7 protein-coding genes are annotated in these 6,405 nt (G+C 46.1%); all 7 read right to left on the reverse strand.

The annotated features are described in order from the left end of the window. Positions 1 to 146: 146 nt before the first annotated feature. Positions 147 to 890 carry an SDR family oxidoreductase gene (locus Q0785_RS20105; protein WP_298834580.1) on the reverse strand — a complete coding sequence of 248 codons (744 nt, stop codon included), beginning with the start codon at positions 888 to 890 and terminating at the stop codon, positions 147 to 149. Between the two features lie 87 nt (positions 891 to 977). After that, on the reverse strand, positions 978 to 1,829 hold the full coding sequence (phnE, locus tag Q0785_RS20110; protein WP_298834583.1) for a phosphonate ABC transporter, permease protein PhnE: 852 nt from the start codon (positions 1,827 to 1,829) through the stop codon (positions 978 to 980). Beyond that, positions 1,829 to 2,617: a phosphonate ABC transporter, permease protein PhnE gene (gene phnE / locus Q0785_RS20115; RefSeq protein WP_298834586.1), complete on the reverse strand. Its 789-nt coding sequence runs from the start codon at positions 2,615 to 2,617 to the stop codon at positions 1,829 to 1,831. The genes phnE (Q0785_RS20110) and phnE (Q0785_RS20115) overlap by 1 nt, the downstream gene beginning before the upstream one ends. Positions 2,618 to 2,629: 12 nt before the next feature. Further along, positions 2,630 to 3,412 carry a phosphonate ABC transporter ATP-binding protein gene (phnC, locus tag Q0785_RS20120; RefSeq protein WP_298834589.1) on the reverse strand — a complete coding sequence of 261 codons (783 nt, stop codon included), beginning with the start codon at positions 3,410 to 3,412 and terminating at the stop codon, positions 2,630 to 2,632. 78 nt (positions 3,413 to 3,490) lie between these two features. Then, a complete protein-coding gene (locus tag Q0785_RS20125) occupies positions 3,491 to 4,531 on the reverse strand; it encodes a PhnD/SsuA/transferrin family substrate-binding protein (protein WP_298834592.1) in 1,041 nt (346 codons plus the stop codon). Between the two features lie 103 nt (positions 4,532 to 4,634). Then, on the reverse strand, positions 4,635 to 5,450 hold the full coding sequence (locus Q0785_RS20130; protein ID WP_298834598.1) for a PHP domain-containing protein: 816 nt from the start codon (positions 5,448 to 5,450) through the stop codon (positions 4,635 to 4,637). Then, positions 5,440 to 6,165 (reverse strand): phosphonate C-P lyase system protein PhnL, encoded by a 726-nt coding sequence (gene phnL, locus Q0785_RS20135; protein ID WP_298834595.1) that lies wholly within the window; start codon positions 6,163 to 6,165, stop codon positions 5,440 to 5,442. Before phnL ends, Q0785_RS20130 begins: the two co-directional genes overlap by 11 nt. Between the last annotated feature and the right edge of the window lie 240 nt (positions 6,166 to 6,405).

Consider the following 6,405-nt stretch of genomic DNA (forward strand, 5'->3'; position numbering starts at 1 on the left):
TCGGCGCGAGCCCGTGGAAAGCGTCCGCCTGAAGCGCAGGATCCGGTATAAACAGGATGAAATGTGTATTCATGCTTCAAATGACATCAATATTCTTTTGTCTACAAGCTCAGAGCTGCAAGGTGCAGCTCTTTTTTGCTGTCTCATTACTGAGCAGTATATCCGCCATCGACCATTAACGTACTGCCTGTCACAAACTCATTTTCGACCAGGAAGACGATGGCATGTGCAATTTCTTCCGGCTGTCCAAGTCTGCCGACAGGATGCTTATCAACCAATGCGTCATAGAAATCACCCAATGCTTCTTTACTGACCATGCCGGACTCCACATAGCCCGGCGCTACTGCATTGACGCGGATCTTATGTTCAGCATACTGCAAAGCCAATGATTTGGTCATCAGGTTGACTGCGCCTTTTGTTGCGTTATAAGCAAACGCACCGCCTTCACCTACTGTTCCAAGAATCGAAGAGGTGTTGATGATGACACCGCCATCGCCATTTTCCAGCATATTCTTGATCGCGTGTTTGGCACCGAAAAAGACGCCATCCTGATTGATGGAAATCACTTTATGGTAATCCTCGTACGTCAATTCATGTGTAACACCAAGTACACCGACGCCTGCGTTATTGACCATGATGTCAACTCTTCCGTAACGTTCGACTGTTGCGGCAACCAACTTTTCAACTGATTCTTCACTGGCTACATCAACGTTGACAAACAACACTTCGGCATCTCCCTGCTTCAACTGTTGTTCAGCTTGCTTGCCGCCTTCTTCATTGAAATCGGCGATGACAACTTTCGCTCCTTTGTCGAGAAACGCTTTTGCTGTCGCCAATCCGATACCGGATGCCCCGCCTGTTACGATTGCCACTTTGCCTGTTAAGTTCATTTACTCCGCCTCCTGGTATTGGAAAATACTCTCACCCTCTATTAAACCGCAATAAACTGAGTATTACAACTTACCAGAAAATAAGATTTAATTGCCTAACTTTGCAGCCGGAAAATAACGTTCTTTCATTTTAGTTGAGAGGATTTCTAAGACGATGGCAAAAACCAAAATCATGTAAGTGATCATTCCCACTTCACTTAAATCGAAATAGAATCCGGAAGCCATGAATAGTTCAAAACCTATGCCTCCTGCTCCTGCTGCTGCACCCATTGCTACAGCAACTGAAAAATTAATTTCGAAGCGCAGGAATGTCCATGACAAGAGGTAGGTGAACGTCGACGGCAGAACCGCATGCACAACGATATGCCACCAGTTGGCTCCTGTCGCACGTAATGCTTCAATGATACCCTGATCCACTTCTTCAAAGGCTTCTGAAAATGCTTTGACCAAATAAGCGATGGAATGGAACAGCATACCAAGCACCGCCGCTTCACTGCCCAAGCCAGCCGCAATGGCAAAAATCAATACCCAAAGAACAGTAGGAACTGCGCGGATGAATGCGACAGCAATTCGCACGGTTTTTGAAATCCATGCTTTTGATAAATTCGATGCGGCCATCAATGCCAGGAAAAACGCGATGGCAGCTCCAAGTATTGTCGATAAAAATGCCAGACCTAAGGTGACGCCCATTTGATAGAATGCTTGCCCCCAAGTGAAATGGGAAAGCGCTGGTTCGAGAAACATCTTTTTTAAGTTGTAGAACGTTTCCGGAATGGCCTTAGACAAGTCAAGCCCTGTGTAATCAAAGAAGTAGAACGCCGCGATTGTCAAAGCGATGAGTACCGTGACCGTCCATGTCATGACGCGTTCCGACTTGCTCCCCCTCTTAATTGCTATACGGCCGTTGGCTCCACGCCTTATGTATGTGCTTGCCTCCATTAAATAATCACCTTCCTGATATAGTTTGACATCAGCTCGATGATAATCACCGCAATAATGATACTGAAGGTAACGAGAGCTACAGCATTGTAATTCAAGGTCTTATAGTACAAATCGAATGCATAGCCGATGCCCGTACCAGTTAAGATTCCCACTAAAGTGGCGCTTCTGATATTGGTTTCGATCATAAAAAGAATCCAGCTGATCATCTGTGGCAAGCATTGCGGCACAACAGCTTTAAAAACGATTTGAAAATATGTTGCACCGGTTGCGCGCAGTGCTTCAACAGCACTTTGACTCGCTTCATCTATCGATTCGAGAAAAGCTCTTGTTAGAAATCCGACAGATCCCACGAATAAAGCCAGGTAACCTGTCATCGAATTTTGGCCGAATGACAACAAAAGAATCAAGGCCCAGGCTACAACCGGGATATTCCGCGAGACTGATGCAACAAAACGCGCAAACACACCCAAAGCTTTGCTTGTGCCTGTCGTTTTCGACCCCATCAAACTTAAGAAAAAGGCAACGGCCGTGCCCGTTGTCGTTGCGGCAATTGACATGAGAATCGTTTCAAGCAATTTCTCCAAAATCGTCGGCAGGCGTTCCAACGATTCCTGAGTGATCAACAGATTCGAGAAGATCCAAGCACCTGCTTTGGGCAATGTGGCAAGGCCATGGAAAATATTAAACTCGGTGATTGCGGAAGAAGCAAGAGTCATTCCGAAAATCAACACGACAAAAAATAGTGTCTGCCATTTCCGGCTGGCTTTCATTGTTTTCTCATTCACTGTAATTGCTCCTTAAACCATGATCAATTCTCTGATTTCCGGGGTTGCTTTTGATTGTGTTCCATAAATAAGATCTGTATGGCTTCGGTGGAGCCGGTAACTCGGTCCATCGAAAACGATTCCGCCTTTGTTCAAACCGATGATCCGGTCAGAGTAGTCTTTTGCAATATCCACTTGGTGCAGGTTGACGATACAGGTAATACCCAGCTCCTGGGTGATCGATTTCAAATGGTCCATGATCACTTTTGAAGCATTTGGATCGAGCGACGCAATCGGTTCATCGCATAAAACGATTTTCGGTTCCTGGATCAATGACCGGGCGATGCCGACACGTTGCTGTTGCCCACCACTCAATTGATCACAGCGTTTATAGGCGTGTTCTTCGATGCCCAACTTTTTCAGCAGGAAAAAAGCATGTTCTTTTTCCGCTTCGGTAAAACGTCCCAAGATTCCCTGAATCGTTGTTTTGTAGCCAAAGCGGCCATGCAGGACGTTCTCGATAACCGATAAACGCGGCACCAGGTTATAATGCTGAAAAATCATTCCGATAGTTGTACGCACTTTCCGCAGTTCTTTTTTGTTCAATGCGCCGACGTCCTGGCCATCGAAAACTACTTTCCCCTCATCAATTTCCACCATTCGATTGATGCACCGGAGAAGTGTCGATTTCCCCGCTCCCGAAGGGCCGATCACAGAAAGAAATTCACCGGCTTCCACTTCAAAATTCAACCCTTGCAGCACTTTCGAATCCGAATTATAGGACTTTCCAAGATCTTTGATTTGCAGTAAAGACATGCTCATCGTCTCCTTTTTCGTCTCATTTGTCAGACAGCGCATTCCCAATGATAGGAACGCGCCGCTGTCTTCCGGTTATTATTTCGATAGCTCACGGATTGGATCGAACCACGCATCTTCAACCGGCGCAAAACGTTCATCCGCTGATTTGAAGAAGAGCCCCGACTCACCTGAATCTTCCGGAACAAAGATTTTTTCATTATCCGCGATTTCATCTGAAGTGAATAATTCTTGCAAGGCATCGTAATCTTCCTGGCCAAGCACTTCCATATTGGCTGCGAACGGTGCATTCAAGACAGGAGTGACCCCCATCAATGCAAATTCACTGCCTGTTACGGTATTGAACGGTTCTGCTGCATCATCTTTGACTTTATAGACGGAACCGACTTCGTTGGCATCACCTTCGGTTACCTCCACGTAGTTTTCAACACATGTGTCACAGAATGCCGCGACTTCAGCACTGTCATTCAGTAAATTGACGGCTGACCCCTGATGTGAATTTCCGAACAGCACTTGAGAGAACAATGGACCGCCTTCCATCAAATCCTCTGCCGCCAGATCCTCATAGCCGGATTGTTCAGCAAAATGGCTGATGATGGTGGAAGAAGGAACAACAAATCCGGATGTGGAGCTATTGGAGACGAAAGACATTTTTTTCTGTTCCAATGTATCCAATGAGAACTCGCCATCTGCTTTGAATTTCTCCTGATCGTCGACATTGACCGCCAACCAGCTATGGTAGATGGCATCGTCAAGTGTGCCTGATTCTCCTGTCGGCACAACCAACGGCTCAATCGCGTCGTTGCCATTTTTCGCTTCAATATAGCCCTGTGCTCCCATAAATGCTATATCCGCATTGTTGTTGACCAAAGTCTCGATTGCAATGGCATAATCCGTTGTCAATTGGTGCTCGACTTCTTTGCCTGTAGCCTGCTCAATAGCCGCTCCGATTTCATCACGGGAAGATGTCATGTCCGACCCTGATTCATTTGGATACCAGACCACTTTAATCACATCATCCACTTCCGTTTTACCCGCTTCTGCGCTGCCGTCCGAGCAGGCCCCTAACATTAAAGCCGCTCCCATTACCATTGCCAATGCTGAACTTTTCTTTTTCATGGTCGATTCTCCTTTTTGTCTAACTGGAATGAGCAAGAGACCCTGCTTTGTCAGTACAATTACAACATAATTCCAAGGCAAAATACTGAAATTTACAGGAACTTCACAGTCTTTTAACGCTGTTTACATCTCCTGGGCTGACGATGTCTCCGGGCTCTATCTTTGCTCCAAAAGCTCCATGATAGTCGCTGCCCCCGGTCATCACCAGCCCATATTGCTGCGCGAGTTCTTCCACTTTCAGATGATCTTCTGCCGAATGGTCGAAATGGTTACGTTCAATTCCCCCTAGGCCTGCTTCAATCAATTCGGGTATCAGTTCATAGGAGTCGAGTTGTCCGGGATGCGCCATAACTGCCAGCCCTCCATCTGAAACGATTGCCTGGACAGCATCTGCAGCAGATACGTACTCAATGTCGCCTGCTGCGACGCCCTTTCCTTTGAATAGGCTTTTGTACAGGAATTGATACTCCTTGGACGTATAAGGGGCATCCGTCAATTGCTGCATAATATGCTGCTTGTAGACAGTGGCTGAAGGTTTTGCCGATTCTATAACCGCTTCGGAATCCAGGTTAAATCCAGCTGCTTGAATTTGGCTCATCTGCCACATCGAATGGCTGTGGCGAAGTTCCAGAAGTCCTTTGCACAGCCGATTGATCGCTAATGCTTCAGAATTAAAATGATAGCCAAGGATGTGTACTTTTCGCTGACGCTTAAAGTCATAGGCTGAAATCTCAATTCCAGGAATCGCCTGTATATTATGAGTTTCCGCAATGCGTTGTTGTTCCCGCCATCCTGATATGGTGTCATGCTCAACAAAACTGATGGCGGTGACGCCCGCTTTCTTAGCTTTTTTGATGACACTCTCCACCGAGTCCGCTCCGTCTGAATAGTGGCTATGGACATGCAGATCAGCTTTCAGCGCCAACACCAACTTTATCCGTAACAGTCAACGTTCTTGTCTGCATGTCATAAACTTTATCGCAAAGCCCTTCCATAAATTCAATGTCATGAAAAATCCCGACAAGCGTTGTGCCTTCTGCCTTAAGTTTTTCAATAATCTCACGAACTTTCAGTTTGGACTGATGATCGAGACTCGCTGTCGGTTCATCAAGAAGCAGCAGCCGTGGTTGCTTAACGGTCGCCATGGCAATGTTTAAGCGCAATTTTTCCCCGCCTGAAAAAGTATTGGGATAACTGTCCCAAAGCTTCGGATCGATTTCAAAATGAGCTAATGCTTTTTCTGCTTCTTCAGCAGCCACAATCTCCGTCGAGCCCATCTCCAATAAGGCATTGGTGACTAATTGTCGGCAGGTTGTACGCGGCATGACATTTAAAAACTGGGACACATAGCCGATTTCGTATTTCCGCAAATGCAGCATTTGGCGTTCCGTGATATGCGCCATGTCTACTACTCCGAAAGCCGCAGAATCATAAAGAATCTTCCCATGATCCGGCAGGTACGTACGATAGATGCTTTTCAGGATCGTCGATTTGCCACTGCCGCTTTTTCCGACGATGCCAATAAATTCGCCTGTTTCTAAAGAAAAATTGATGTCTTTTATAGCTGGCATAGTCTTGTTTAAATGATGAATGGTGAAGCGTTTCTCAAAGCCCACTATTTCCAGCATCGTCATTAGATTGCCTCCTATTTTTTAACTTAAGAAAATACTACTTTTAGGTTCTTCATATATTGTTCAGATTCAGCGCCCAGATTCTAGGGTCATAACCCACTCTGGTGTCTAGTTCAGTGCCTAGCTCTTCGGGATGTAAGCCGATCTGGCTATGCGGCTAAAAACATACCGCTTCGCCAGCTCATCTTACACCTGTCAGAGCTGAATAGGCACTTCTACTTTTCGTGCTGTGTGGCAAAGAAC

The organism is uncultured Planococcus sp., assembly GCF_947501725.1.
GTDB lineage: Bacteria > Bacillota > Bacilli > Bacillales_A > Planococcaceae > Planococcus > Planococcus donghaensis_C.